The following is a 24817-nucleotide window of genomic DNA, read 5'->3' as shown; positions in this document are numbered from 1 at the left end:
ACTCCAACTGATGGGGGACCTTCGGAATCGTCGGCTCACGCTACCGGGTCGGCGGAACCCCGTGCCACGCAGCTCAGGACGTGATCTCCCTCCCAATGGGACGAGTGTGAGATGTGTGACGGAACCGGAGCGCCGTGCGCCGTGCCCGCCGCGCCCCGCGCGACGACGGGCCGTTCCCCGGCCGTTCACGCACTGACGCTCCGTCCGTTCACGCGGCGGCCTGGAGGTCCAGCCGGGCCCCGAACTCCCTGACCACGGGTTCCTCCCGGAACGGCTGGAGCCGCTGCTGGAGGTCCTCCAGGTACTCCGCGCCCCGGTTGGAGCGCAGTGTCTCCAGCAACTCCACCGCCTTCGTACCGGTGTTGCAGGCCTGCTCCACCTCGCGCTGCTGCACCTGCGCCGTGGCCAGGAGCACATACCCGATGGCCCGCCGGCGGGCCCGGCTCCGCGGGTGCCCGGCCAGGGACTGCTCGGCGCACCGGGCCGCCGCCTCGGCCTGGCCGAGATCGCGGTGGCAGTGCGCCAACTCGTCGGCCAGATAGGCCTCGTCGAAGTGCGCGATCCACGACGGGTCGTCGCCGGCCGCCGGATCGGCCGCCTCCAGTGCCGCCACCGCCCGGCCGGCCGCCTCCTGGGCCGCCCGTACGTCGCCCATGAGCGCGTGTCCACGGGCCTCGGCCGCGTGGAACATCGCCTCCGCCCGCGGCGTCACGCGCCCCCGTGCGCCCTCCTGCGCCGCCCGTGCCAACTGGGCGATCTCGCGCGGGTTCCCGAGCTGCGCGGCCAGGTGGCTCATGGAGGCGGCGAGGACGTAACCGCCGTAACCGCGGTCGCCGGCCGCCTGGGCGAGGCGCAGCGCCTGGATGTAGTAGCGCTGGGCGAGCCCCGGCTGTCCGGTGTCGACGGCCATGTAGCCGGCCAGCTCCGTCAGCCGGGCCACGGACGCGAAGAGCTCACGCCCCACCGCCTCCCGGTAGGACCCGGCGAGCAGGCCCGAGACGACGCTGTTGAGGTAGTGCACGACGACCGGGCGCACATGCCCGCTGCCGTACTGGTGGTCCAGGTCGACCAGCGCCTGGGTCATCGCCTTGACGGCCGCCACGTCGGACAGCCCCACCCGCGGGCCCGCCGAGCGCGCCACCTGCGCGTCCGGGGAGGAGATCAGCCAGTCGCGGCTCGGCTCGACCAGCGCCGAGGCGGCCACGGACGACCCCGAGAGGAAGTCCCGGCGGCCCACGTCACTGCGCCACAGCTCGCAGACCTGCTCGATGGCCCCCAGTACCGTCGGCGAGAACTGGAGTCCGACACCCGACGCGAGGTTCTTGCCGTTGGCCATGCCGATCTCGTCGATCGTGACCGTACGGCCGAGCTTGCGGCCCAGCGCCTCGGCGATGATCGCCGGGGCGCGTCCCCGCGGCTGCTGTCCGCGCAGCCAGCGGGCCACGGACGTCTTGTCGTAGCGCAGGTCGAGGCCGTGCTCCGCGCCGCACATGTTGACGCGGCGGGCGAGCCCGGCGTTCGAGCAACCCGCTTCCTGGATGAGCGCCTGCAACCGTTCGTTCGGCTGCCGCGCGACAAGAGGCCTTGCGGCCATGGGCACTACCCCCTGTTTCTCGGCGGCTCACCTCCGGAGCGCGCCGCTGGTGCCGGGAGGACGGCCCGGCGGGCCCGTGGGCCTCCGTCCCGTTCGTCCCGCCGGCGCCGGCGCTCCCTTCGGCTCGTCCGCCCTGTGGCTGCGGTGCCGTCCCGCGCACCGAGTTGATGTGTCTTCCACCGAATAGTTCCGGCCGTGAAGATCAATGCCCCACGGATACGGCGAGAATGCGAGGCATGTGACGATTGCCGGGGTAATGGCGGAAGCCGACCCCCAAGCGTGACTACCCGCTTCCGCGCTCATTCCTGCCGCGCGCCCCCGCCGATGCACCCATGCGCCCCGGACGCGGGATCGATGCTCCTCCCCCGCGCACGTGGGCGGGCGTAACCCCTGGTGACGCCCAGAGTTGTGTTCATCGTGGAAGAGACCATCGCGGGCGCCGAAGCCACTCAGATCCCGAAGCAGCGCGGGGAATCGCTGCTGGACACCGCTGTTCGCTACGCCGAGGAACGTCACTGGGACGTCTTTCCCGGCACCTGGCTGGAGGCCGTGGAGGGGACGCAGCGGTGCTCCTGCGGTGACGCCGCGTGTCCGGCGCCCGGGGCGCATCCCGCGCGGCCGGACTGGGCCACGCAGGCCACGGGCAGTGCGACCGTCGCGCGCCGGATGTGGCAGAAGCAGCCGTCCGCCTCGATCCTGCTGCCCACGGGGCGGACGTTCGACGCGATCTCCGTGCCGGAGACGGCGGGTTTCCTGGCGCTGGCCCGGATGGAGCGGATGGAACTGACGCTGGGGCCGGTGACGTTGACGCCGGACCGCCGGATGCACTTCTTCGTCCTGCCGGGCGCGTCCGCGAAGCTGCCCGAACGCATCCGCGCACTGGGCTGGTCGCCGGGGTCGCTCGATCTCGTCGCGCTGGGCGAGGGGACGTACGTGGCCGCGCCGCCCACCCGGTTCGGGTCGCGGGGCGCCGTGCAGTGGGCCTGCCGGCCGACTCCCGCGAACCGGTGGCTGCCGGACGCGGAGGAGCTGATCTCGCCGCTGGCCTATGCGTGCGGGCGGGACCGGTGACGGCACCGCCGGCACGGTCCGGGACGGACGGCTGAGACGGCTGAGACGGCCGTGCAGGCCGAGACGGCCGAGACGGCCGTGCAGGCCATGTCGGCCGTGACGGCCCCGCTCACCCGGTGAGGACGCCGTCGAGGAACGGCTCGATGGCCGCGCGCCACGCCTCCGGCTGGTCGTAGTGGACGAGGTGGCCGGCGTCGGCGACCTCGGCGTACTCGCCGCGCGGGAGGACGCGGACCATCTCCTGGGCCTCGGCGCGGCCCAGCTGGCCGTCGAGGCCGCGCACGACCAGGGTGGGGCACCGCACCTGGGCGAGCTCCTCCCAGTGGGCGTCGTAGATCCAGGTCTCGCGGGACTTCAGCATCTGCTCGGGTTCGAAGACGGGGCGCCAGCCGTCGGTGGACTCGTGCATCACCTCGGCGTAGAACTCGCCGCGCGCCGGGTTCGGGCGCTCCACCCAGGGGTCGTCCTCGCCGAACCACCTGCGGACGTCGGCGAGGGTGGCGAAGGGAACGGGCCAGGAGCGGAACCAGTCGGCCCACTCGCGCTGCGAGGCCGCGCCGAGCGCGGAGGCCCGCATGTCGCAGATGATCAGCCCGGAGACCAGGTCGGGACGCTTGGCGGCGAGCTGCCAGGCGGTCAGGGCGCCCATGGCGTGGCCGATGACGACGGCCGGGGCGAGGCCGAGCTGCTCCAGGGCGGCCTCGGCGTCCTCCACGTACGCCTCGCGGGTGTAGGCGGCCTGCGGGGGCTTCTCGCTCTGGCCGTGCCCGCGCTGGTCGAGGGCGATCGCCCGGTGCCGTCCGGAGAGCCAGCGGGCGGTGGACGCCCAGTGCGAGGCCCGGCCCATCAGACCGTGCAGCAACAGCACGCCGGTGGTCCGGTCGGGGTCGGCGGGCCCGTCCGGCACCGCCCCTCCCCCGGACGACTGGGCCGGAATCGTGGGCTCCGACCCGTTCTGCGCCGGGTCGGACTTGGGCGGGTCACCGAACTCCCAGGCCGCCAGGCGTACACCGCCCGCCCCGGTCACGTCGATGCGTCGCGCCATAGGTCCTGGCACCCCCCTCGCTCCGCTCGGACCCCTCGCTCCCGTTCGAGCCGGCCGGTCCGGTCACGCGTCGTGTCTGCCGTCGTACCGCTGTGCTGTCCACTGCCTTCGCCCATCGCGCACCTCGCGCGGTCCGCGTCACGACCCTGAACCGTCACGGCCGTGATCCGCCCCGCGCGGGGCCTTCACCCGCAGGCTATCGAATGAGCATTCGAAAACACCCACTTACGCGGCCAACACCGCTCGTTCGAGTGACCACCCTCAAGGAATGATCGCCACCCTCGAGGGGAGATCTTCAACGGGAGGCGGACCGCTCGGGGAAAACGGTCCGAGGGGATTGACCCTGAGAGCTCGGGGCTCCGGGTCAGGACAGGGGAGGACAGGCCCCGGCGCCACACGGCGCCGGGGCCCTCCGTTCGTCTGCGGCACATCATCCCCGCCCCCTCAGGTCATATGCCTCTCGCGACAGATTGGCACGCGAAGCGCCGGAGCGCTGCGATTCGGCACAGGGAATCACCGATTCGACGACATCGATGCGTCACCTCAACTGCCCGACGCACCCCAGGAGTTGAACAATGCTCAGGCTTTGCGGAAGCCCCGCCGCCGGTCTCGGCCGGTCTCGCCGCCGCCCGCGTGGTCGGTACGGGCGGCCGGTACGGGTGATCGGTACGGGTGATCGGTACGGGGCGTACCCGGGTCCAGTGCCGGCCCGGCTCCGGGCGGCCCGGCTCCGGGCGGCCCCGCTCCGGTGCGGCCGGCTTCCGCTCAGCGCTTGGCGACGAACACGTGCGACGCGACGTCCGACTCCAGCTCGGCCGCCTCACCGCCGCTGCCCACCAGCACGCCGCCGGCCGACTCCGTGACGCTCACCACCGAACCGGGCTGCACACCCGCCCGGCGCAGCGTGTACATCAGCTGCGCGTCCGTCTGGATCGGCTCGCCGATGCGGCGGACGACGACCGTCTTGCCCTCCAGGCCGGGGTCGAGGTCGGCGAGCGAGACCATGCCCTCGTCCAGGAACGGATGGGCGCCGTCCGTCTCGCCCAGCTCCTCCAGGCCCGGGATCGGGTTGCCGTACGGCGACTCGGTGGGGTGGCGCAGCAGCTCCAGGACACGGCGCTCGACGGCCTCGCTCATCACGTGCTCCCAGCGGCACGCCTCGGCGTGGACCTGCTCCCACTCCAGGCCGATCACGTCGACGAGGAGACACTCGGCGAGGCGGTGCTTGCGCATCACGCGCGTGGCCAGCCGGCGGCCCTCGTCCGTGAGCTCCAGGTGCCGGTCGCTGGCCACCGAGACCAGGCCGTCCCGCTCCATGCGCGCCACGGTCTGGCTGACCGTCGGCCCGCTCTGGTCGAGCCGCTCGGCGATCCGGGCGCGCATCGGGACCACACCTTCCTCTTCCAGTTCGAGGATGGTGCGGAGATACATCTCCGTGGTGTCGATCAGTCCGGACATACGTGCCCCTCGATGAGATGTGCCGAAGGCTCGACGGCTCTTCGGCGCGTGCGCTGGCCCTGGCTTCAATTCTGCCGGATGGCACTGACAAGCGTGCCGCGCCGGTGGAACGAGGCGGTTACATCGGGGAATCCTTGGCCGGTGGCCGTCCGGGGGCGGGCACGCGGCCGTGCCCTGCGGAGGCCTACGGGCCTGGTGGGGCCGGGTGGGGCCGGGTGGGGCCGTGTGGGCCGGTGGGGCGGTCGAGCTGGTGGGCCGATCGGGCGCGGGGGACGATCGAGCTGGTGGGCCGATCGGGCGCGGGGGACGATCGAGCTCGGGAGACGATCGGGCTCGTGGGACGGGGCCGACGGGAGTGGGCTCAGTGCCGGTAGAAGATCCGGTCCCCGTACTCGTCCATGATCCGTCCGTTCCACTCGTGCCCGCCGTCCACGTTGCCGGAGCGCAGCAGCGGGGGCTCGACGCCACGGGCGGCGAGGGAGGCGGCGGCGGTGGCCACGACGGCCTGGAGGAGGGCCGCGGTGACCACCGTGGAGGCGGGCGCGAAGGGCGCGGGCACGGTGTCGAGGGTGAGCTCGGCGTCCCCGACGGCGATCTTGGAGTCCACGACGACGTCGCAGTGGTCCTTCAGGAACGTGCCCGAGGTGTGCCGTGACACGGTCTCGGTCGCGTACGCCACCGAGGTGACGCCGATGACCCGCACGCCCAGGCCGCGGGCGGTCAGGGCCATCTCGACGGGCAGGGCGTTGCGGCCCGACAGGGAGACGATCACCAGGGCGTCGCCCGCGCGCAGCGGGGACGTGCCGAGGACGGCGCCCGCCAGGCCGTCGACGCGCTCCAGGGCGGAGCCCAGGGTGGCGGGCACGACGTCGACGCCGACCACGCCGGGGACGGCGAGCAGGTTCATCAGGGCCAGGCCGCCGGCCCGGTAGACGACGTCCTGCGCGGCCAGCGAGGAGTGACCGGCGCCGAAGGCGAAGAGGCGGCCGCCGGAGGCGACGGTGTCGGCGAGCAGGGTGCCCGCGGCCTCGATGGCCCCGGCCTCCTCGTCGCGGACCCGGTGCAGCAGGCCGATCGCGGCGTCGAAGAACTGGGCGGCGGGCGTGCGGTCGCTCATCCGAAGGGCCCCTCTGCCGTGTCCGGTGTCGGTGTCGCGGACCACCGGTCCGGTGTCCGGTGTCCGTGTCGCGGGTCATCGGTCCGGTGTCCGGTGTCCGTGTCGCGGATCACCGTGCGGTCTGGACCAGTGTGCTGTCAATACGGGGGCGGGCGGGCTGACGCTCAGGTGCCGGTCGGGCAGGCCTGCTGCGCAGAGAGCCCGGCCCTCTCCGGACGCCGTCCCTCCCGCGCCCCCGGGTGTCAGTCCCGCTCCCCCGGTGCCGTCGCCGCCGCCAGGTCCAGGGCCAGGGCTATGCGGACGGCGACGTCCTCGGCGTACGTCGCGTCGGAGCGTTCGAACGGGGTGCGGGCGGCGCCCCGGAGGAACGTCACGACGCCCAGGGTGCGGCCGCGGCTGCGCAGCACGGCGCACAGGGCGTGCACGGTGTCCTCGGGCCACTGGCGCGCGTGCGCCCACTCCTGTGCCCGGTCCTGCGGCACGGCACCGGCGGAGGAGCGCACGCAACCGGCGCGGGCCACGCACTGGAGCGCCGGGTGCCCGTCGTCGTAGCGCACGGGCAGGCCCGCGCGGCCGGTGAGCGCGCTGGGGCCGGGGCCACCGGAGGGCGTGGCCGCGACCCGCACCAGCCGGGGCGGCGCCGCGGACTCGCCGTCGGCCTGCGGGGCGCCCGCCACCCGGTCGATCAGGGCGTGGTCGGCGAAGCCGGCGAGCGCGAAGTCGAGGTGCACGGTGGCCGCCTCCGCCGCGTCCTCGCACTCGGCGGCGGCGCGGGAGGCGCGGTGCAGCTGGTTGGCGCGGAAGCGCAGCAGCGCGGCCTCCTGCTCGCCCTGCTTGGCCTCGGTGACGTCCTGGAACAGCCAGCCCACCCCCAGCGGCACCGGCTCCTCCGTGAGCGGCGACGCCAGCCGCAGGAACCCGCTGCGCCAGCAGCGCCGCTTCTCGCCCTCCGGGGTGCGCACACCGATCCACATCTCGGCGGGCGCGGGCGGGGCGCCCTCGGCGAGGACATGCGTCAGGGCGTTCTCCAGTTCCTCGACGCCCCGGGTGAGCAGCTCGCCCAGCGGGCGGCCCAGGACGGTCGTACGGCCGGTGCCGAGCGCGCGGGCGGCGTGCGCGTTGACGACGGCGGGGCGCAGGTCGGCGTCGACGAGCACGACCCCCCAGGAGGCGTCCTCGAACAGGGCCTCGCTGAGCGCTATCGAACGCTCCAGGTCTATCTGGGCGTGCACCTCGCTGAAGGCGCAGTACAGGCCGGCGGGCTTGCCCTCGGGGCCGCGCACGGCGGCGGACTGGGTGCGCACGAGGACCCGGCCGCCGTCCTTGGTCACCAGGGCGAACTCGTGCACCTGCCGGCCCGGGGCGTGCATGGCCGCCAGCAGACGGCTCTCGACGTCCGCGGCGTCCGCCTCGCGCACCGCCCACCCGGCGAAGCCGCGGCGGCCCACCGCGTCCTCCGCGCTCCAGCCGAGGATCCGCTCGGCCTCCCGGTTCCAGTGGGTGACGACACCGTCGGCGTCGAAGGCGCACAGCGCCGCGTCCATGCCGTCGAGCAGCGCGGCCAGCAGATCCGAGCCGTCCGGAACCGCCGGGCCGTGCGGACCCGCCGGGCAGTCCGAGGCCCCCGGCCCGGACCGCTCGGGCTCGTCCGGCCCCAGCTCGTCGGTGGTCCCACTACGGCGGGAAGCACTCACCTGGACCCCCTGCAGGTTCGCTCACGTGCCCTCATTCAACTCGAACGTGACGCAGCCCACATAGGGTTCCCGCAAGATTGCAGAGGAATCGTTGCACCGCTCACGCCGCCTGCCCGGAGGCGGCCAGCCGCAGGTCGACCCAGACGTCGCTCCCGCCGTCGAGCACATACCGTTCGATCTCCACGAAGCCGCGCGCCACCGCGAACCGCAGGCCCTCCTCGTGGCGGCCGGCACCACGTCTCCACGGGACAGGAAAACGCGGCCCCCCGCGCGCGTCAACGCGTGTGCGGCCGGCGCGCGTACACCTCGATCTCGATCCTCATCCGGGGGTCGGCCAGCCCGCACACCATCATCGTCGCCGCCGGCCGCACCTCCCCGAAGCAGCGGCGCAGCACCGGCCAGCAGGGCTCGAAGTCGTCCCGCTCCGGCAGCAGGTAGCGCACCCGCACGACGTCCGCGAACCCGCAGCCCGCCTCCGCGAGCGCGGCCCCGATGTTCCGCAGGCACTGCTCGGCCTGCTCGACCACGTCGTCCGCGATGGTCATCGTCGTGTAGTCGTAGCCGGTCGTCCCCGACACGTGCACCCAGTCGCCGTCGACGACGGCCCGGGCGTATCCGATCCGCTCCTCGAACAGGGACCCGCTGAGGATGGCACGTCGCTCGCTCATGTCCGGAACCGTAGGCGGGCCAGCGCAGATACGTCCAATACGCACCTGCATGCCATCTGATATCTCTGGAGGTATGGAGCGCCCGGAACTGCCCCTCCCCCAGCTGCACGCCTTCGTCGTCCTCGCCGAGGAACTCCACTTCGGCCGGGCCGCCGACCGCCTCGGCATCGCCCAGCCGCCGCTCAGCCAGCAGATCCGGCGCCTGGAGGCCAAGGTCGGCCACCCCCTGTTCACACGGGACCCGGGCGGAACCGCGCTCACCCCGGCCGGACGGCAGCTGCTGCCCGCCGCCCGCTGCGCCCTCACCGGCCTCGCGGACGGCCTCGCCGCGGCCAGGGCCGCCGGTGACGGCCGCACCGGCCGGCTCCGCCTGGGCTTCGCCGCCTCGCTCGCCCTCACCGTGCTGCCGGGGCTGCTCCGCGCCCACCGGGAGCGGTTCCCGGGTGTCCACCTGGACCTCCACGAGATGACGACCGCCCCGCAGCTGACCGCCCTGCGCGAGGGCTCCCTCGACGTCGGGCTCCTGCGCGAGCCGCCCGCGCGGGACCCGGACCTGACGTTCACCCCGCTCCTGACCGAGCCGCTCGTCGCGGTCCTCCCGGCGTCCCACCCCCTGGCCGCCCGTCCCGCCGTCGCCCTCACGGACCTCCGCGACTCCCCCTTCGTCCTCCTCCCCCGCGCGACCGGCCCCGGCCTGCACGACCGCATCACCGCCGTGTGCGCCGCCGCCGGCTTCACCCCGCGGGTCGCCCAGGAGGCCGTCGAGTGGGTGACGGTCTGCGCCCTGGTGGAGAGCGGCCTGGGCGTGTCCCTCGCCCCGTCCGGCATCCGCCGCGTCCGCCTGGAGGGCGTCGCCTTCCGCCCCCTCGACCAGCCCACCGCCCACACCACGGTGGCCCTCGCCCGGCGAACGGAGGACCGGAACCCGCTGGTCGGCCATGTGCTGGCAACCGCGTCGCCAGGACTTTCGAAAAACAGTTGATTCGGTGCCGGAGCGGTTCTTAGGGTGGCTGGTACTTCGGAAAGGAGGTGGTTCGGCAGATGTATGCATACCGGACGGAAGAGGTGACTGCGGGCTAGCAGCCCGTCGTCGTACTCGGTTCGGCGCCGGACCCGCGTGTGTGAGATGCACGCAGCCGGCCAATTCCACGCAGTCACCCGACCCGCGAGTCGCCGGTACGTCCGGCCGGCCCCTCCTCCGGAGGGCCAGACTCGCGGGTCGCCTGCGTTTGCGGCGGTGGTGGGGTGTCGGTCACGCGTGTCGGTCACGCGGAGCGGTTCGGCCCCGCGTGACGTGTGGGGCTGCCGTGGGGCTCAGTGGGCGATGTCCGCGTAGCCCTCGATCTCGCGGGGGCTGCGGGAGCCGGGGCCGATGTAGCGGGCGGAGGGGCGGACCAGGCGGCCGGTGCGCTTCTGTTCCAGGATGTGCGCCGACCAGCCGGCCGTGCGGGCGCAGGTGAACATCGAGGTGAACATGTGCGCCGGGACCTCGGCGAAGTCGAGGACGATGGCCGCCCAGAACTCGACGTTGGTGGCGAGGACGCGGTCGGGGCGGCGGTTGTGGAGCTCCTCCAGGGCGGCCTTCTCCAGGGCTTCGGCGATCTCGAAGCGGGGGGCACCCAGCTCGCGGACCGTGCGGCGCAGGACGCGGGCGCGGGGGTCCTCGGCGCGGTAGACGCGGTGGCCGAAGCCCATGAGGCGCTCGCCGCGGTCCAGGGCCTGCTTGACGTAGGCCTCGGCGTCCCCGGTGCGTTCGATCTCCTCGATCATGTTGAGGACGCGGGAGGGGGCGCCGCCGTGCAGCGGGCCGGACATGGCTCCCACGGCGCCGGAGAGGGCGGCGGCGACGTCGGCGCCGGTGGAGGCGATGACGCGGGCCGTGAAGGTGGAGGCGTTCATGCCGTGCTCGGCGGCGGAGGTCCAGTAGGCGTCGACGGCGGCGACGTGCTTGGGGTCGGGCTCGCCGCGCCAGCGGATCATGAAGCGTTCGACGACGGAGCGGGCCTTGTCGATCTCGCGCTGCGGGACCATGGGCCGGCCCTGGCCGCGGGCGGACTGGGCGACGTAGGACAGGGCCATGACGGCGGCGCGGGCGAGGTCCTCGCGGGCCTGCTCGGCATCGATGTCGAGGAGGGGCTTGAGGCCCCAGACGGGGGCGAGCATGGCGAGGGCGGACTGGACGTCGACGCGGATGTCGCCGGAGTGGACGGGGATGGGGAACGGCTCGGCGGGCGGCAGGCCGGGGTTGAAGGCGCCGTCGACGAGCAGGCCCCAGACGTTGCCGAAGGAGACGTGGCCGACCAGTTCCTCGATGTCGACGCCCCGGTACCGGAGTGCGCCGCCCTCCTTGTCCGGTTCGGCGATCTCCGTCTCGAACGCGACGACTCCTTCGAGTCCGGGTACGAAGTCGGACATCAGGCGGCTCCTCGTGATGTGTGCGACGGATGGTGGGGGCGGGTGGAGCGGGACGGGTGGTGTGAGGGTGGTGGTGACTGGCTGAGTGTGACCGGTGTGCCGGGTTCCGCGGTCCGGGGACTCGCGGTCCTGGGCGGTCATCCCTGTGACGCCCCGTGCGGCCGACGGTCATCCGACCGGGGCCGGTATCAGTACCATATCCCTGAGTGCCATGTTTGGGGAGTCCTCGCGGCACTCAGTGCCACCCTGGGTTTCGGTGCGCCGGTACGGCAAGATGACCGCGTGACTCCCGCAGACGCCGCCTCCCCCGACCCCGCCTCGATGCGCAAGCAGTACCGGGCCGAGGGCCTCGCCGAGTCCGGCCTGGCCGCCACGCCGCTGGAGCAGTTCGCGCGCTGGTTCAAGCAGGCCGCGGCGGAGGCCCATCTGTTCGAGCCGAACGCCATGGTGGTGTCCACGGCGGACGGCGAGGGGCGGCCCAGCTCGCGCACGGTGCTGTTGAAGCACTTCGACGAGCAGGGCTTCGTCTTCTACACCAACTACGACTCCCGCAAGGCCCGCGACCTCGCGGAGAACCCGTACGTCTCGTTGCTCTTTCCGTGGCATCCGATGGCCCGGCAGGTCATCGTGCGGGGTGTGGCCCGGCGGACCGGGCGGGACGAGACGGCCGCGTACTTCCGGACCCGGCCGCACGGCTCGCAGCTGGGCGCGTGGGCCAGCGCCCAGTCCTCGGTGATCGCCACCCGCGCCGAGCTGGAGGCCTCCTACGCCGAGCTGGAGGCCCGGTATCCCGAGGGCGAGCAGGTGCCGGTGCCGCCGCACTGGGGTGGTTTCCGGGTGGCGCCGCAGTCCGTGGAGTTCTGGCAGGGGCGGGAGAACCGGCTGCACGACCGGCTGCGGTACGTGGCGCGGGCGGACGGCAGCTGGCGGGTGGAGCGGCTGAGCCCCTGAGCCGGGCCCGGGGCCCGTCAGCGGAGCGTCTCCTCCAGCAGTGCCGCCCACTGCGCCACCACCCGTTCGCGGCGCGCCGCGTCGTCGGTGAGGAGGTTGGCGAGGCCCAGGCCGCGGGCCATGTCGAGCAGGCCCTGGACGGTTTCGCGGGTGCCGGGGCGGGACTCGTCGGCGCCGAGCAGGTCGACGGCTATGCGGTGGGTCTCGCGGCCGACGCGGGCCTCGAGTTCGGTCACGCGGGGGCGGAGCTGTTCCTCGTCGGAGGCGGCCACCCACAGGTGCAGGGCGGCCCGGAAGAGGGGGCCGGTGTAGAGGTCGACCAAGGCCGTCACCACCGCGCGCCGGTCGCCGGACGCGCCCTGCGGGAACAGGGCGCGCAGGGCGAGGGAGCGTTCTTCGGCGACGTACTCGACGGCGGCGGTGAACAGGTCCTCGCGGGTGGGGAAGTGGTGCTGGGCGGCGCCCCGGGAGACGCCCGCCCGTTCGGCGACGACGGAGACCGTGGAGCCCGCCCAGCCGCGTTCGGCGAGGCAGGCGACGGCGGCTTCCAGGAGCCGCTGCCGGGTGGCCCGGCTGCGGTCCTGCTTGGGGGCGCGGTCGCGGTCGGCTGCGGTCACAGCACCCATGAGGGATCCCGTCGTTCGAGGAAGGCCGTCATCCCCTCGCGGGCCTGCGCGGAGGAGAACAGGCGGGCCGAGAGCGCGGTCAGGGCGGCCGCGTCCCGGTCGAATGCCTCCAGCACCCTAGCCGTGAGCAGTCGTTTCGTCTCGGCCAGGCCCTGCGGGGCGGATCTGCGCAGACCGTCCAGGACGGGTGCGAGGACGGCGTCGACATCGTCGCCGGTGGCGGTGAGCAGGCCGATGCGGGCGGCCTCCGCGGCGTCGAAGCGCTCGCCGGTGAGGTAGTAGCGGGACAGGGCGCGCGGGTCGGTGCGGAGCAGCAGGGGCAGGGAGATCACGGCGGGGGCGACGCCGATGCGCACCTCCGTGAAGGCGAAGGACGCCCCGGTGGACGCGGCCGTGATGTCGCAGGCGGCGAGCAGGCCGAGGCCGCCGGCCCGGACGTGTCCGGTGACCCGGGCGACGACCGGTGTGGGCAGCTGGACGATCTGCCGCAGCAGGTCCACGAAGGCGTCCGGGTCGGGTGGGTCGCGCAGGTCGGCGCCGGCGCTGAAGGTGCCGCCGGTGTGGGTGAGGACGACGGCGCGGACGCCGGGGTCCGCATCGGCCTGCTTCAGCGCGTCGGCCAGTTCGGCCACCAGGGCGCGGGACAGGGCGTTGCGGGTGTCGGGTGCGTCGAGGCTGAGGGTCTCGACGCCTCGTGCGCGGGTGCGGCCGACGGGTGATGTCATGTGCGGTCCTCCCTGAGCTGCCGGCGGAGGATCTTCCCGGAGGCGGCGCGCGGTACGGCGTCGATGAAGGTGACGCGGCGGACGCGCTTGTAGGGGGCGACCCGTTCGGCGACGTAGAGGGCGACCTCTCCTTCGGTGAGGTCGCCGGCGGTGGGCTGGCGGACCACGTGGGCGTGCGGGACCTCGTTGCCGTCGGGGTCGTAGGCGCCGATGACGGCGGCGTCCGCTATGCCGGGGTGGGTGAGCAGCAGTGCCTCCAGTTCGGCGGGGGCGACCTGGAAGCCCTTGTACTTGATGAGTTCCTTGACGCGGTCGACGACGAAGAGCCAGCCGCCGCCGTCGACGCGGCCGATGTCGCCGGTGTGCAGCCAGCCGTCGGGGTCGATCATGGCGGCGGTGGCGTCGGGGTGGCCGAGGTAGCCCTTCATGACCTGGGGGCCGCGGATGAGGATCTCGCCGGCCTCGCCGACGCCGAGGTCCTTGTCGGGGTCGGCGAGGGAGACGATGCGCATCTCGGTGCCGGCGATGAGCTTGCCGACGGTGCCGGCGGGGGCGTCGCGCATGGCGTCGAGGGGGACGACGTGGGTGCCGGGGGAGAGTTCGGTCATGCCGTAGGCCTGGCCTACGGGCGGCAGGTCCAGGCGGGCCGAGCAGGCGGCGGCGAGGTCGGCGTCGAGGGGGGCGGCCGCGCTGATGACGTGCCGCAGGGACGACAGGTCGTACTGGGCGACGGCCGGGTGTTTGGCGAGGGCCAGCACGATCGGCGGGGCGACGTAGAGGCCGGTGATGCGGTGGTTCTGGATGGCGGTGAGGAACGTCTCCAGGTCGAAGCGGGGCAGGACGACGACGGTGGCGCCGTTGCGGAGGGGGCCGTTCATCAGGGCGGTGAGGCCGTAGATGTGGAAGAAGGGCAGGACGGCGAGGATGCGGTCGCCGGGTCCGGCCGGGACCGCCGGTTCGAGCTGGGCGAGGTTGGTGGCGATCTGCCGGTGGGTGAGCATCACGCCTTTGGGGACGCCGGTGGTGCCGGAGGAGTACGGCAGGGCCGCGACGTCCTCGGCGGGGTCGACGTCGACGCGGGGTTCGGGGGCCGTCGAGGCGAGCATGTCGAGGAGGGAGCGGTGGCCGGGGGCGCTGTCGCAGACGAAGATCTCCTGGACGCCGCCGGCGAGTTCGGCGGCGCGGCGGGCCGTCTCCAGCAGGGGGGAGACGGTGACGATCCAGCGGGCGGCCGAGTCGCCGAGCTGTTTGGCGAACTCCTCGGCGGTGGAGAGGGGGTGCGCGGTGGTGACGGTGGCGCCCGCGCGGGTGGCCGCGTAGAACGCGGCGGGGAAGGCGATGGTGTTGGGGCTGTGCAGGGCGAGCACGTCGCCCTTGCGGACGCCGGCCTCGGCGAGGGCGGCGGCGATCCGCCGGTGGAAGCGGTCGAGTTGGTCGTACGTGAGGGTGGTGCCGTCGGTGCCGTCGACCAGGGCGGGCTGGTCGCCGAAGTCGGCGGCGTGGCCCAGTACGGCGTCGTGGATGGGGAGTTCTACGGGCGGGACGTCTGCGTACTCGCTGCGGAACATGGCTGGTTCCTCCTGGCGCGACTGGCACCCCACGGTGCCGCTCAGTACGACTTGGGCAGGCCCAGGGTCTGGTGGGAGACGTAGTTCAGGATCATCTCGCGGCTCACCGGGGCGATACGGGCCACGCGGGAGGCCGTGATCAGCCGGGCGAGGCCGAACTCGCGGGTGAGGCCGTTGCCGCCGAGGGTGTGCACGGCCTGGTCGACGGCCTTCACACAGGCTTCGCCGGCCGCGTACTTGGCCATGTTGGCGGCCTCGCCGGCGCCGATGTCGTCCCCCGCGTCGTACAGGTGGGCCGCCTTCTGCATCATCAGGCGGGCCAGTTCGAGGTCGATGTGGGCCTGTGCCAGGGGGTGGGCGATGGCCTGGTGGGCGCCGATGGGGGTCTTCCAGACGGTGCGGTCGCGGGCGTACGCGACGGCTTTGGCGAGGGCGTGGCGGCCCATGCCGATCGCGAAGGCGGCCGTCATGATCCGTTCCGGGTTGAGGCCGGCGAAGAGCTGGAGCAGGCCCGCGTCCTCGTCGCCCACGAGTGCGTCGGCGGGCAGCCGTACGTCGTCCAGGACCAGCTCGAACTGTTTCTCCACGCTGTGCAGTTCCATGTCGATGGCGCGGCGGGTGAAGCCCGGCGCGTCGCGCGGGACGATGAAGAGGCAGGGCTTGAGCCGGCCGGTGCGGGCGTCCTCGGTGCGGCCGACGATCAGGGTGGCGTCGGCGATGTCGACGCCGGAGACGAACACCTTGCGGCCGGTGAGCAGCCAGTCGGTGCCGTCGCGGCGGGCGGTGGTGGTGATGCGGTGGCTGTTGGAGCCGGCGTCGGGCTCGGTGATGCCGAAGGCCATGATGCGGGCGCCGTCCGCGAGGGCGGGGAGCCACTCCTGTTTCTGGGCTTCCGTGCCGAAGCGGGCGATCACCGTGCCGCAGATCGCCGGGGAGACGATCATCATGAGGAGGGGGTTGCCGGCGGTGCCGAGTTCTTCGAGGACGAGGGAGAGTTCGGTGATGCCGCCGCCTCCGCCGCCGTAGGCCTCCGGCAGGTTGACGCCGATGTAGCCGAGCTTGGCGGCGTCCTGCCAGAGGGTCTTGGAGGCGTGGTCATGGCTCCTCGCGAAGGCCGCGACCGCCGCGCGGAGTGCCTTGTGTTCGTCCGATTCGATGAGGGTGGTCACTGTGGCTCCTTCGGGTGCGGCGTCGTCGTGGCTGGTCGCGCGGTTCCCCGCGCCCCTAGGTCTCTTGCACTACCGCCAGCAGAGTGCCGACCTGTACTTGTTGTCCTTCCGTGACCGGCAGGGACGACAGCGTCCCCGTCGCCGGGGCGGAAATGACGTGTTGCATCTTCATCGCTTCGAGCCAGACGATCGGTTCTCCCGCCTGGACACTCGATCCGGTGACGAGGCCGTCGGCGATCTTGACGACGGTGCCGGGCATCGGGGCCAGCAGGGAGCCGGGGGCGCGCTGGGTCTCGGGGGCGGGGAAGCGGGGCAGGGCGGTGAGGGTGGTGGCGTTGACGTGGACCTGGTCGCCGTAGCGGGCCACCTGGTAGCGCCGGCGCAGGCCGTCGGCCTCCAGGACGACCAGGTGCGCGTCGGCGTGCACGATCCGTACGCCCTGCGCGGTCAGGCCGGTGCGTGTGTGCCGGTAGTGGACCTCGTGCTCCTCGCCCGCCATGGCGTACCGCTTGGTCTGCGGTGGTGAGGGCAGGTTGCGCCAGCCGCCGAGGCGGGGGCCGGGTCCGGTGCCGGTGTGCGCGTCGGCGAGCGCGGCGGCGAGGGGGGCGTACGGGTCGGGGGCCGGTGCGGTCAGGGCGGGCAGGTGGCGGTCGTAGAAGCCGGTGTCCATGCGGGCCGAGGCGAACTCCTCGTGGCGCAGGGAGCGGACGAGCAGGTCGCGGTTGGTGACCGGGCCGTGGATCGCCGCCCGTTCCAGGGCTCCGGCGAGTGCGCGGGCCGCCTCCGCGCGGGTGGGGGCGTGGGCGACGACCTTGGCGAGGAGGGGGTCGTAGTGGACGCCGATCTCGTCGCCGTCGTCGTAGCCGGTGTCCAGGCGGACGCCGTCGGGGACGGCCAGGTGGTGGAGGGTGCCCGTCTGGGGGGTCCAGCCGTTCGCGGGGTCCTCGGCGTAGAGGCGGGCCTCGATCGCGTGGCCCCGCGCGCGTGGGGGGTGGCCGGTGAGGGCGTGGCCCTCGGCGACGCGGATCTGCTCGGCGACCAGGTCGACGCCGAACACGGCTTCCGTGACGGGGTGTTCGACCTGGAGCCGGGTGTTCATCTCCAGGAAGTGGGCGGTGTCGCCGGCCACCAGGAACTCGACCGTGCCGGCACCGACGTAGTCGACGGCGCGGGCGGCGCGCACGGCGAGCGCGTGCACCTCCTCGGAGAGCTTCTCGGACAGCGCGGGCGCCGGCGCCTCCTCGATCACCTTCTGGTGGCGGCGCTGGAGGGAGCAGTCGCGGGTGCCGAGGGCCCAGACCGTGCCGTGGGTGTCGGCGAGGACCTGCACCTCCACGTGGCGGCCGTTCTCCACGTAGGGCTCGACGAACACCTCGCCGTCGCCGAAGGCGCTCGCGGCCTCGGCGCGCGCGGCCTCCAGCGCGGCGCCCAGGTCCGCCAGGCGGCGTACGACGCGCATGCCGCGCCCGCCGCCGCCCGCGGCCGCCTTCACCAGCACCGGCAGGTCGGCGTCGGACACCTCGTCCGCGCGCAGGGGGGCGAGTCCCATGAGGGCCTTGGCGCGGGTCTTGGACGCCATCGCCTCGATCGCCTCGGGCGGCGGTCCGATCCAGACCAGGCCGGCGTCCCGGACGGCGCGGGCGAAGGCGGCGTTCTCGGAGAGGAAGCCGTAGCCGGGGTGCACGGCGTCCGCGCCGGCCGCGACGGCGGCCTTCACGATCAGGTCGGCGCGCAGGTAGGTGTCGGCGGGCGCCGCGCCCGGCAGCCGTACCGCCGTGTCGGCCACGCGCGCGTGGAGGGCGCCTTCGTCGGCGTCCGAGTGCACCGCGACGGTGCGGATGCCCAGCTCACGGCAGGTGCGGAAGACGCGGCAGGCGATCTCGCCCCGGTTCGCGACAAGTACGGAGGTAATCACTGGGCCTCACATCCGGAAGACGCCGAAGCCGCCGCGCGCGCCCTCGTAGGGCGCGGTGTGGACGGCCGACAGGCACAGGCCGAGGACGGTGCGGGTGTCGCGCGGGTCGATGACGCCGTCGTCGTACAGCCGCCCGGACAGGAACATCGGCAGGGACTCGGACTCGATCTGCTGCTCGACCATCGCGCGCAGGGCGGCGTCGGCCTCGTCGTCGTAGGGCCGGCCCTTCGCCGTGGCCGACTGGCGGGCGACGATCGACAGGACGCCGGCGAGCTGCTGCGGGCCCATGACGGCCGATTTGGCGCTGGGCCAGGCGAACAGGAAGCGGGGGTCGTAGGCGCGGCCGCACATGCCGTAGTGGCCGGCGCCGTAGGAGGCGCCCATGAGGACGGACAGGTGCGGCACCTTGGAGTTGGACACCGCGTTGATCATCATCGCGCCGTGTTTGATGATGCCGCCCTGTTCGTACTCCCTGCCGACCATGTAGCCGGTGGTGTTGTGCAGGAAGAGCAGGGGGATGTCGCGCTGGTTGGCGAGCTGGATGAACTGGGCGGCCTTCTGGGACTCGGCGCTGAAGAGCACGCCCTGGGCGTTCGCCAGGATGCCGACGGGATAGCCGTGGAGGGCGGCCCAGCCGGTGACCAGGCTCGTCCCGTACAGCGGCTTGAACTCGTCGAAGTCGGAGGCGTCGACGATCCGGGCGATCACCTCGCGCGGGTCGAAGGGCACCTTCAGGTCGCCGGGGACGATGCCGAGCAGTTCTTCGGGGTCGTACTTGGGGGGCGCGGCCGGCCCCGGGTCCTGGTACGCCTTGCGGTGGTTGAGGCGGGCGACCACGCGCCGCGCCTGGCGCAGGGCGTCGTGTTCGTCGACGGCGAAGTGGTCGGCGAGGCCGGACACGCGCGCGTGCATCTCCGCGCCGCCCAGGGACTCGTCGTCGCTCTCCTCGCCGGTGGCCATCTTCACCAGCGGCGGGCCGCCGAGGAACACCTTGGCCCGCTCCTTGACCATGATCACGTGGTCGGACATGCCGGGGACGTACGCGCCGCCGGCGGTGGAGTTGCCGAAGACGACCGCGACGGTCGGGATGCCGGCCGCCGACAGCCGGGTGAGGTCCCGGAAGATCGCGCCGCCGGGGATGAAGATCTCCTTCTGCGAGGGCAGGTCGGCGCCGCCGGACTCGACCAGGCTGATGCAGGGCAGCCGGTTGGCGAGCGCGATGTCGTTGGCGCGCAGGGCCTTCTTCAGCGACCAGGGGTTGCTGGCGCCGCCGCGCACGGTGGGGTCGTTGGCGGTGATCAGGCACTCCACGCCCTCGACGGTCCCGATGCCGGTGACGAGCGAGGCTCCGACGGTGTACTCGCTGCCCCAGGCGGCCAGCGGGGACAGCTCCAGGAAGGGCGTGTCGGGGTCGAGGAGCAGCTCGATGCGCTCCCGGGCGAGGAGTTTGCCGCGCGCGCGGTGGCGGGCCACGTACTTCTCGCCGCCGCCCGCCAGCGCCTTGGCGTGCTCGGCGTCGAGGTCGGCGAGCTTGGCGAGCATGGCCTCGCGGTGCGCGCGGTGGTCGGGGCCGTTGGGGTCCAGCACCGACGGCAGGACGGTCACAGCAGGACCTCCGGGATGTCCAGGTGGCGGGAGCGCAGCCATTCGCCGAGGGCCTTGGCCTGCGGGTCGAAGCGGTGCTGGGAGGCGACGCCGTCGCCGAGGAGGCCCTCCACGACGAAGTTCAGGGCGCGCAGGGCGGGCAGGGCGTGCCGGGTGACGGTCAGCTCGCGGCTCTCCGGGACCAGCTCGCGGAAGCGGTCCACGGTCAGGGTGTGGGCGAGCCACCGCCAGGCCTGGTCCGACCGCGCCCACACGCCCACGTTGGCGTCGCCGCCCTTGTCGCCGCTGCGGGCGCCGGCGACGAGGCCGAGGGGGGCTCGGCGCACCGGCCCGGCGGCAGGCGGCTCGGGCAGGGGCGGTTCCGGCAGGTCTTCGAGGGCGAGGCGGTCTGGGGGCGGCGGCACGGGGACGCGGCGCCCGTCGTGGAGCACGGCCAGGTGATCGACCTCGTCCTGGGGGACGTACGCGGCCTCGAAGACGCCGTACGGCGCGCCCTTGCCGGGTGGGGCGAGCAGGTGGAAGCCGGGGTAGCTGCCCAGCGCCAGCTCGACCGCCGCGCCGCTGAGCGCCCGTCCGACGACGGCCTGGTCGGGGTCGCGCACGACGAGCCGGAGCAGGGCGCTCGCGGTCTCCTCGGTGCCGGCGTCGGGCCGGTCGGTGCGGACCAGTTCCCAGCGCACGTCGGCGGCCTTGGCGAGCGCCGGTTCCAGTTGCTCGCGGACCAGGGCGGCCTTGGCCTCGACGTCGAGGCCGGTGAGGACGAGGACGACCTCGTTGCGGAAGCCGCCGAGGCGGGTGCGGCCGACCTTGAGCGTCGGGGGCGGGGGCTCGCCGCGCACGCCGTCGATCCGGACCCGGTCGGGGCCGTCCTGGGTGAGCCGTACGGTGTCCAGGCGGGCGGTGACGTCCGGTCCCGGGTACCGGGCGCCGGCCGTCTCGTACAGCAGTTGGGCGGTGACCGTGCCGACGTCGACGAAGCCGCCCGTGCCCGCGTGCTTGGTGATCACGCAGGTGCCGTCCTCGTGCAGTTCGGCGAGGGGGAAGCCGGGGCGGCGGACGTCGCCGTCGCGGAAGAAGGCGTAGTTGCCGCCGGTGGCCTGCGTCCCGCACTCCAGGACGTGCCCGGCGACGACCGCGCCCGCGAGCCGGTCGTACTCCGTGGGGCCCCAGCCGAAGTGGGCGGCGGCGGGACCGGTGACCAGGGCCGCGTCCGTCACCCGGCCGGTGACCACGACGTCGGCGCCCTCGCGCAGGCAGGCGGCGATGCCGAAGCCGCCGAGGTAGGCGTGGGCGGTGAGACTGCCGGGGTGGCCGGGGCCGACGTCGTCGCCCTCGACGTGGGCGACGCGGACGGGGACGCCGAGGCGTTCCGCCAGCGCGCGGACGGCGTCGGCGAGGCCGGCCGGGTTGAGGCCGCCGGCGTTGGTGACGAGGCGGACGCGGCGGTCGTGGGCGAGGCCGAGGCACTCCTCCAGCTGGCGCAGGAAGGTGCGGGCGTAGCCGGCGGCGGGGTCCTTCAGCCGGTCGCGGCCGAGGATCAGCATCGTGAGTTCGGCGAGGTAGTCGCCGGTGAGGACGTCGAGCTCCCCGCCGGTGAGCATCTCGCGCATCGCGTCGAAGCGGTCGCCGTAGAAGCCGGAGGCGTTGCCGATGCGCAGGGTCACTCCGGGTCCCCCTTCGGGGGGCGTCCGCCGCCGGGCGGGCCGGCGAAGGCCTGGGCGATGTCCAGCCAGCGGTCGGCGTCGGGGCCCTCGGCGCGCAGGGCGAGGTCGGCGCGGTGGGCGCGCTGGGTGACCAGCAGGCAGAAGTCGAGGGCGGGGCCGGTGACGCGCTGCGCGGCGTCCTCGGGGCCGTAGGTCCAGTGGTCGCCGGAGGGGGCGACGAGTTTCACGTGAAACGGCTCGGTGGGGGCGGGGAGTCCGTGGACGCCGTACGCGAAGTCGCGGGTGCGGACCCCGAGGAAGGCGATGTGCCGGATCCGGTCGGTGGGGGTGCGCGGGACGCCGAGCGCGTCGGAGACGTCCAGGCTGTGCGCCCAGGTCTCCATCAGGCGGGCGGTGGCCATGGAGGCGGCCGACATGGGCGGCCCGTACCAGGGGAACCGGGCGCCGGGCGGGGCTTCGCGCAGGGCCCGGTCGAGGGCGGTACGTCCTTCCCGCCACCGGGTGAGGAGTTCGGCGGGCGGGAGGCGGGCACCGTCCTCCGCTCCGTCGTCGACGAAGGAGTCGGGTGCGGCGAGCGCCTTCTCGACCAGGGTCCGGAAGGCCTCCGGGTCGGTCGCCGCGAGGTGGGCGGAGTGGTCCGTCCAGGCGAGGTGGGCGATCTGGTGGGCGATGGTCCAGCCGGGGGCGGGGGTGGCGAGGGCCCACTGAGTGGGGGTCAACTCGGCTACCAGGCGGTCGAGTTCGTCGCTTTCGGCGCGTAGGTCGTCGAGGACGGGCGTCGGGTCGGCCATGGGGAGGAGCATGGCAGCGGGGGTAGAAACAAGCAAGCATGCTTGCATGAATTGGGGGTCGTCGACCCTGCGTCCCGCTCCGCGGTGTTCCGGCCCAGGGCGCATCGCGGAGCGGACGTATCCCTCGGTCAGGCACCGCCCCGCTCGGAGTCGCTGTAGGCGAACGGGCCGGTGGCGCCGTCTCCCGCCCTGCTCCGGCCGGCTTGCTGGTACGCCTCGTAGAGGGCGCTGCCCGCGGAGGCGGGGTTGGACACCAGCATTCCCCTGGGCAGCCGCTGCCCCGTCATGGCCTGCCATATCTCGGCCGCGAAGCTGGTGCAGTTGTAGCGCAGGAAGTTGTAGGACTCCCCGGACCGTCGGTGGGCGAGCATGTACGCGCCGATGACATCGCTCAGCGGAACGTGCTGCGAGAACTTGTCGGTGTAGGCGTGGTGCGGCTCGGGGCAGCGGATCATGCCGGGGACACTCTGCACCGGCCCGGCGAGGCCCTTCGGATAGAAGCCGAACGAAGTGCGTTTTCCATTGCCGGTCTCCAGTTGGACCCAGACGTGCCCCACCTCGAAATCACGGTAGAAGCCGGGAGTGTGCCAGGGCTTGCCGCGGTCGGCCTTGACGGTGACCTTGTACGACTCCGTCTCGCCGTCCTCCACGCTTTCCCTGATGAAGGTCCGGAAAGGGGCGATCAGTTCGTTCAGTGGAAGATCAGGGACTCCATGGACGCCTTGGAGTCGCCTGTCGAGCGCCAGGACGGCGCGCACGTCAGCGGCTACCGTGCGCGCGATGTCCGCAGCGGCCCCGGCAGTTCGATTTTCCTTGTCATATTTCTTTTCGAATATCTTGGTGCACGTGGTCAGGAACGCGTTCTCGAACTCCGTGGCATCTCTCGTTCCGGGTGCGATGGCGATGGCGCCCACCTCGTCGGCGATCCGTCGCGCCACGTCAGTCATGAATGCCTTGATGTCGGCGGCTTTCCGGGGATCCTCTTCCGACTGCGGAGCGCAGATGTCGTAAGCGACGTACCACGCGATCTCGTGGGCCCTTTGAGCGGGCGACACCGCGGGCGGCGACGCCTGCCGGGGTGCCGAGGCGGGACGGGCGGCGGCCTGCGGGCCCGGACGGCGCGGTCGGCCCCGCTCGGCGTCGGAGTGGTCGGAGTAGTCGGAGTGGTCGGCGTCGTACCCGGCGTTCATCTTGACGGGGTCGTAGCGCATCATGCGCTGCACCGACGGCGTGCCCGCCCCCGCCGCCGGGGGCGCACCGGCGTCTCCGGTCCGCCGATGACCGCAGCCGGCGCCGTGCCGGTGCTGAGCCCAGGAGTGGCCCGCCTGGCGGAGCATCTGGACGACCGCCGCGTTGCCCGCGGCGCCCTGCTGGGCGAGCAGGGCCCGCGAGGGCGTCGCGGCCTCCGGGCCCGGCGCCTTGGCGGGCGTGCGGGCAGGAGACCGATGGGGCTCGGCACCGTCGCGGCGGGTGGTTGATTCGTGGACGCGCATCGCAGCCTTCGAGGTCGGCACTGTCGTGGGCCGCCACCACCCCCGTGGGAGCCATGGAGGGCGGAACGGCCGGTATGCGCAGAGAAACGAGCCATATGCGGAACCGGTTCACCACGTGGTGAACCGGCCGCCGCCGAGGAATCGGTCGGGCAGCCTGGCCTTGAGGCCCCAGGCCGCCTCGGGGCTCGGGCCTCAGGCCTCGGGCCTCGGGCCTCGGGCCTCGGGCCTCGGGCCTCGGGCCTCGGGCCTCGGGCCTCGGGCTTCAGGCCTCCGGGACCGGGGGCCTGACCCGGCCCACCTGGGTGCGGACCGCGCCCATGCTCGCCGCGATGACGAGGGCGATCGCGACCGCCTCCATGGCGGACAGGGCCTGGTCGAGGACGAGGAAGCCGGCCGCGGCCGCGAGGGCGGGCTCCAGGCTCATGAGGATCGCGAAGGTGGAGGCGGGCAGGCGGCGCAGGGCGAGGAGTTCGAGGGTGTAGGGGAGGACGGAGGACAGCAGCGCCACCGCCGCGCCCAGGCCCAGCGTCACCGGGTCGACCAGTTTCGCGCCCGACTCGGCGATGCCCAGCGGCAGGAAGAGCAGCGCGCCCACCGCCATCGCCAGCGCCAGCCCGTCGGCCTGTGGGAAGCGGCGGCCGGTACGGGCACTGAACACGATGTACGCCGCCCACATGGCGCCCGCCCCGAGCGCGAACGCGGCCCCCACCAGGTCGAGGTCGCCGAATCCTCCGCCGCCGAGCAGGAAGACCCCGGCGAGGGCCAGCCCGGCCCAGACCACGTTGACCGCCCGGCGCGAGGCCAGCACGGAGAGGGCGAGGGGGCCGAGGACCTCCAGGGTGACGGCCAGGCCGAGCGGAATGCGGGCGACGGCCTGATAGAAGAGGCCGTTCATTCCGGCCATGGCGATACCGAAGGCGATCACCGTGCCCCAGTCGGCCCGTGTGTGCCCGCGCAGGCGGGGCCGGCAGACCAGCAGGAGCACGACGGCCGCGACCACCAGTCGGAGCGTCACCACCCCGAGCGCGCCCGCCCTCGGCATCAGCATCACCGCGAGCGCCCCGCCGAACTGCACGGAGACACCGCCGGCGAGCACGAGGCCGACCGGCCCGAGCGAGCCGAGGCGGCCCGGGGCGCCCACCTCGTCGACGGCGGAGGCCGGCCGGGTGGGTGTGGCGGTGTCGGGGGTGCTCACGGGCGGTCCTGGGGGTTCGGCGCGAAGAGAACGTGCAGCCTGATGTACTGCCA

Annotated in this window: 20 protein-coding genes; 3 read left to right on the top strand and 17 right to left on the bottom strand. The window is 73.5% G+C overall.

The features are described 5' to 3' along the window. Positions 1-208 precede the first annotated feature (208 nt). Entirely contained in the window at positions 209-1594 is a 1386-nt protein-coding gene (locus ACFYWQ_RS32735; RefSeq protein WP_389521481.1) for a transcriptional regulator, read from the bottom strand. A 408-nt stretch (positions 1595-2002) separates the two neighbouring features. Here ACFYWQ_RS32735 and ACFYWQ_RS32730 point away from each other — a divergent pair, with 408 nt between their 5' ends. Then, complete coding sequence (locus ACFYWQ_RS32730; RefSeq protein WP_389521479.1) at positions 2003-2665, top strand: bifunctional DNA primase/polymerase; 663 nt, start codon at positions 2003-2005, stop codon at positions 2663-2665. 109 nt (positions 2666-2774) lie between these two features. On the opposite strand, the gene ACFYWQ_RS32725 is transcribed toward ACFYWQ_RS32730, so the two are convergent. From ACFYWQ_RS32725 to ACFYWQ_RS32705, 5 genes are all read right to left on the bottom strand, one after another. Continuing rightward, the gene (locus ACFYWQ_RS32725; RefSeq protein ID WP_389521477.1) at positions 2775-3710 is read right to left on the bottom strand and encodes an alpha/beta fold hydrolase; all 936 of its coding nucleotides are present in this window, start codon (positions 3708-3710) and stop codon (positions 2775-2777) included. Positions 3711-4475: 765 nt separating this feature from the next. Then, complete coding sequence (locus ACFYWQ_RS32720; RefSeq protein WP_385070831.1) at positions 4476-5168, bottom strand: metal-dependent transcriptional regulator; 693 nt, start codon at positions 5166-5168, stop codon at positions 4476-4478. 361 nt (positions 5169-5529) lie between these two features. Next, on the bottom strand, positions 5530-6285 hold the full coding sequence (locus ACFYWQ_RS32715) for an SIS domain-containing protein (RefSeq protein WP_389521475.1): 756 nt from the start codon (positions 6283-6285) through the stop codon (positions 5530-5532). Between the two features lie 242 nt (positions 6286-6527). After that, on the bottom strand, positions 6528-7979 hold the full coding sequence (locus ACFYWQ_RS32710) for a PAS domain-containing protein (RefSeq protein WP_389521473.1): 1452 nt from the start codon (positions 7977-7979) through the stop codon (positions 6528-6530). A 275-nt stretch (positions 7980-8254) separates the two neighbouring features. Beyond that, a complete protein-coding gene (locus ACFYWQ_RS32705; RefSeq protein WP_389521472.1) occupies positions 8255-8647 on the bottom strand; it encodes a RidA family protein in 393 nt (130 codons plus the stop codon). A gap of 73 nt (positions 8648-8720) precedes the next feature. Here ACFYWQ_RS32705 and ACFYWQ_RS32700 point away from each other — a divergent pair, with 73 nt between their 5' ends. Further along, entirely contained in the window at positions 8721-9629 is a 909-nt protein-coding gene (locus tag ACFYWQ_RS32700) for a LysR family transcriptional regulator (protein WP_389521470.1), read from the top strand. Positions 9630-9961: 332 nt separating this feature from the next. Here ACFYWQ_RS32700 and ACFYWQ_RS32695 read toward each other — a convergent pair whose 3' ends face one another. Then, a complete protein-coding gene (locus ACFYWQ_RS32695) occupies positions 9962-11062 on the bottom strand; it encodes a citrate synthase 2 (protein WP_385070815.1) in 1101 nt (366 codons plus the stop codon). Between the two features lie 321 nt (positions 11063-11383). Here ACFYWQ_RS32695 and pdxH point away from each other — a divergent pair, with 321 nt between their 5' ends. Beyond that, complete coding sequence (gene pdxH / locus ACFYWQ_RS32690) at positions 11384-12013, top strand: pyridoxamine 5'-phosphate oxidase (protein WP_389521619.1); 630 nt, start codon at positions 11384-11386, stop codon at positions 12011-12013. Positions 12014-12030: 17 nt separating this feature from the next. On the opposite strand, the gene ACFYWQ_RS32685 is transcribed toward pdxH, so the two are convergent. The 10 genes from ACFYWQ_RS32685 to ACFYWQ_RS32640 all read right to left on the bottom strand — a co-directional run bounded on the left by ACFYWQ_RS32685 (position 12031) and on the right by ACFYWQ_RS32640 (position 24764). Next, complete coding sequence (locus ACFYWQ_RS32685; RefSeq protein WP_389521468.1) at positions 12031-12639, bottom strand: TetR/AcrR family transcriptional regulator; 609 nt, start codon at positions 12637-12639, stop codon at positions 12031-12033. Beyond that, positions 12627-13364, bottom strand: coding sequence for an enoyl-CoA hydratase family protein (locus ACFYWQ_RS32680; protein WP_389521466.1), 738 nt, complete (start codon positions 13362-13364; stop codon positions 12627-12629). The genes ACFYWQ_RS32685 and ACFYWQ_RS32680 overlap by 13 nt, the downstream gene beginning before the upstream one ends. Beyond that, positions 13361-14932 carry a 4-coumarate--CoA ligase family protein gene (locus ACFYWQ_RS32675; protein WP_389521465.1) on the bottom strand — a complete coding sequence of 524 codons (1572 nt, stop codon included), beginning with the start codon at positions 14930-14932 and terminating at the stop codon, positions 13361-13363. Before ACFYWQ_RS32675 ends, ACFYWQ_RS32680 begins: the two co-directional genes overlap by 4 nt. Positions 14933-14973: 41 nt before the next feature. After that, the gene (locus ACFYWQ_RS32670; RefSeq protein ID WP_389521463.1) at positions 14974-16101 is read right to left on the bottom strand and encodes an acyl-CoA dehydrogenase family protein; all 1128 of its coding nucleotides are present in this window, start codon (positions 16099-16101) and stop codon (positions 14974-14976) included. Positions 16102-16156: 55 nt separating this feature from the next. Next, positions 16157-18016 carry a biotin carboxylase N-terminal domain-containing protein gene (locus ACFYWQ_RS32665; protein WP_389521461.1) on the bottom strand — a complete coding sequence of 620 codons (1860 nt, stop codon included), beginning with the start codon at positions 18014-18016 and terminating at the stop codon, positions 16157-16159. A 6-nt stretch (positions 18017-18022) separates the two neighbouring features. Continuing rightward, positions 18023-19621 (bottom strand): acyl-CoA carboxylase subunit beta, encoded by a 1599-nt coding sequence (locus tag ACFYWQ_RS32660; RefSeq protein WP_389521460.1) that lies wholly within the window; start codon positions 19619-19621, stop codon positions 18023-18025. Next, complete coding sequence (locus ACFYWQ_RS32655) at positions 19618-21285, bottom strand: acyclic terpene utilization AtuA family protein (RefSeq protein WP_389521458.1); 1668 nt, start codon at positions 21283-21285, stop codon at positions 19618-19620. Before ACFYWQ_RS32655 ends, ACFYWQ_RS32660 begins: the two co-directional genes overlap by 4 nt. After that, positions 21282-22076, bottom strand: coding sequence for a TIGR03084 family metal-binding protein (locus tag ACFYWQ_RS32650; RefSeq protein ID WP_389521457.1), 795 nt, complete (start codon positions 22074-22076; stop codon positions 21282-21284). The genes ACFYWQ_RS32655 and ACFYWQ_RS32650 overlap by 4 nt, the downstream gene beginning before the upstream one ends. Positions 22077-22204: 128 nt before the next feature. Next, the gene (locus tag ACFYWQ_RS32645; RefSeq protein WP_389521455.1) at positions 22205-23590 is read right to left on the bottom strand and encodes a hypothetical protein; all 1386 of its coding nucleotides are present in this window, start codon (positions 23588-23590) and stop codon (positions 22205-22207) included. Between the two features lie 241 nt (positions 23591-23831). Beyond that, positions 23832-24764, bottom strand: coding sequence for a DMT family transporter (locus ACFYWQ_RS32640; protein WP_389521453.1), 933 nt, complete (start codon positions 24762-24764; stop codon positions 23832-23834). Positions 24765-24817: the final 53 nt, after the last annotated feature.

Origin of the sequence: Streptomyces sp. NPDC003247, from assembly GCF_042888135.1 — a bacterium.
Taxonomy (GTDB): Bacteria; Actinomycetota; Actinomycetes; order Streptomycetales; family Streptomycetaceae; genus Streptomyces.
Note: the sequence above shows the minus strand (reverse complement) of the source record. Positions and strands in the feature narration are given on the sequence as shown.

Excerpts from the sequence above, each read along its gene's own strand:
- ACFYWQ_RS32735 (WP_389521481.1), bottom strand. The coding sequence starts at position 1,594 with ATGGCCGCAAGGCCTCTTGTCGCGCGGCAGCCGAACGAACGGTTGCAG.
- ACFYWQ_RS32725 (WP_389521477.1), bottom strand. The coding sequence starts at position 3,710 with ATGGCGCGACGCATCGACGTGACCGGGGCGGGCGGTGTACGCCTGGCG.
- ACFYWQ_RS32720 (WP_385070831.1), bottom strand. The coding sequence starts at position 5,168 with ATGTCCGGACTGATCGACACCACGGAGATGTATCTCCGCACCATCCTC.
- ACFYWQ_RS32715 (WP_389521475.1), bottom strand. The coding sequence starts at position 6,285 with ATGAGCGACCGCACGCCCGCCGCCCAGTTCTTCGACGCCGCGATCGGC.
- ACFYWQ_RS32705 (WP_389521472.1), bottom strand. The coding sequence starts at position 8,647 with ATGAGCGAGCGACGTGCCATCCTCAGCGGGTCCCTGTTCGAGGAGCGG.
- ACFYWQ_RS32700 (WP_389521470.1), top strand. The coding sequence starts at position 8,721 with ATGGAGCGCCCGGAACTGCCCCTCCCCCAGCTGCACGCCTTCGTCGTC.
- ACFYWQ_RS32695 (WP_385070815.1), bottom strand. The coding sequence starts at position 11,062 with ATGTCCGACTTCGTACCCGGACTCGAAGGAGTCGTCGCGTTCGAGACG.
- pdxH (WP_389521619.1), top strand. The coding sequence starts at position 11,384 with ATGCGCAAGCAGTACCGGGCCGAGGGCCTCGCCGAGTCCGGCCTGGCC.
- ACFYWQ_RS32685 (WP_389521468.1), bottom strand. The coding sequence starts at position 12,639 with ATGGGTGCTGTGACCGCAGCCGACCGCGACCGCGCCCCCAAGCAGGAC.
- ACFYWQ_RS32680 (WP_389521466.1), bottom strand. The coding sequence starts at position 13,364 with ATGACATCACCCGTCGGCCGCACCCGCGCACGAGGCGTCGAGACCCTC.
- ACFYWQ_RS32675 (WP_389521465.1), bottom strand. The coding sequence starts at position 14,932 with ATGTTCCGCAGCGAGTACGCAGACGTCCCGCCCGTAGAACTCCCCATC.
- ACFYWQ_RS32650 (WP_389521457.1), bottom strand. The coding sequence starts at position 22,076 with ATGGCCGACCCGACGCCCGTCCTCGACGACCTACGCGCCGAAAGCGAC.